At 76.4% G+C, this 1317-nt stretch carries 1 protein-coding gene; it reads left to right on the top strand.

Annotated elements, in window-relative coordinates; translation table 11 throughout:
- Nucleotides 1–1317, top strand: a 1317-nt coding sequence (locus L0B03_RS18015) for an RsmB/NOP family class I SAM-dependent RNA methyltransferase (protein WP_250448400.1), incomplete at both ends; no start/stop codon positions are given.

Here is a 1317-nt window from a genome sequence, read left to right on the forward strand (position 1 = left end):
GGGCCACGGACCGCTCAGACGCCCGCCGAGCGACGCCGCACGGGTGACCCCGCACGCACCGCCGCCCTCGACGTGCTGGGCGAGGTGGCGGCCTCCGACGCCTACGCCAACCTCGTGCTTCCCCCGATGCTCCGGTCGCGGGGCATCCGCGGACGTGACGCGGGGTTCGCCACCGAGCTCGCCTACGGGACGCTGCGCCTCCAGGCCAGGTACGACGCCGTGATCGCGCTCGCTGCCCAGCGCCCCACCGAGCGCATCGACCCACCCGTCCTGGACCTGCTCCGTCTGGGTGCCCACCAGCTGCTCGGCATGCGGGTCCCGGCGCACGCCGCGGTCTCCGAGACGGTGGGGCTGGCCCGCTCCCGGTCGGGGGTCGGAGCGTCGCAGTTCGTCAACGCCGTCCTGCGCAGCATCGGCTCGGCCCCCCTCGAGGAGTGGCTCGAGCGGATCGGGGCTGATCTGGACGACCCCGTCGAGCGCCTCGCCCTGCAGCACAGCCATCCGGCGTGGGTCGCCCGCGGCCTGCGGCAGGCCCTCGTCGCCGATGACCGTGCCCCCGAGGAGCTCGAGGCCCTGCTCGAGGCGGACAACGTGGCCCCCGCCGTGACCCTGGTCGCACGGCCGGGGCTCGCGGACCGTGACGAGGTCGTGGCCCGGTCCGAGGCGATGGCCGGACGCTGGACGCCGACCGCGGCCGTCCTCGACCGTGGGGACCCGACGGCGGTCCCCGGCGTGCAGGAGGGAACGGTCGGTGTCCAGGACGAGGGCTCGCAGCTCGTCACTCTGGCCCTGGCCCATGTCGCGGTCGACCACGACGAGGGCCGGTGGCTCGACCTGTGCGCAGGGCCCGGGGGCAAGGCTGCCCTGCTCGGTGCCATCGCGGCCGGGCAGGGGGCCACGGTCCTGGCCAACGAGCTCCAGCCGCACCGCGTGCGTCTGGTCGAGCGGAGCGTCCAGGCGGTGCCGCCCGGCACGGTCGAGGTCCGCCTCGGCGACGGGCGCGCCCTGGGCGAGGAGCTCCCGGGGACCTTCGACCGGGTCCTGGTCGACGCGCCGTGCACGGGACTGGGCGCGCTGCGCCGTCGACCCGAGTCCCGGTGGCGCCGGCAGCCTGCGGACCTCGGCCCGCTCAGCGCCCTCCAACGCGACCTCCTCGGAGCTGCTCTCGACGCCGTACGGCCCGGCGGGGTCGTCGCCTACGTGACCTGCTCGCCGCACGTCGCGGAGACCTCGCTCGTCGTCCGCGAGGTGCTCCGGCGCCGCACCGACGTCGACCAGCTCGACGCGCGCGAGGCGGTGCGTGCCGTCGCCGGGGCC

This window comes from Actinotalea sp. C106 (genome assembly GCF_023630195.1).
In the GTDB taxonomy this organism is placed as follows: Bacteria; Actinomycetota; Actinomycetes; order Actinomycetales; family Cellulomonadaceae; genus Actinotalea.